The organism is Psychromonas arctica, assembly GCF_038155225.1.
GTDB lineage: Bacteria > Pseudomonadota > Gammaproteobacteria > Enterobacterales > Psychromonadaceae > Psychromonas > Psychromonas arctica_B.
Window position 1 is genome coordinate 1 of the sequence record NZ_JBAKBA010000208.1, and the last position, 232, is coordinate 232.

At 44.0% G+C, this 232-nt stretch carries 1 protein-coding gene; it reads right to left on the minus strand.

Translation table 11 applies throughout. The features are described 5' to 3' along the window. A partial coding sequence (locus V6255_RS18310) for a methyl-accepting chemotaxis protein (protein ID WP_341629412.1) occupies positions 1-232 on the minus strand: 232 nt, incomplete at both ends.

Here is a 232-nt window from a genome sequence, read left to right on the forward strand (position 1 = left end):
TTTGTTTATTTCAGCGGTACTTGTTTGAGTACGTGCTCCTAACGAACGAACTTCATCTGCAACGACTGCAAAAGCTCGGGATTGTTCACCTGCTCGTGCAGGTTCTATTGCGGCATTTAACGCTAATAAGTTAGTTTGGTCTGCTAGTTCACCAATCACGCGGAATGCTTTAATAATTTCGTGCGTATTATCCTTCATTGTATTAATGCTGGTTGCAGCTGCGGCCACCTCA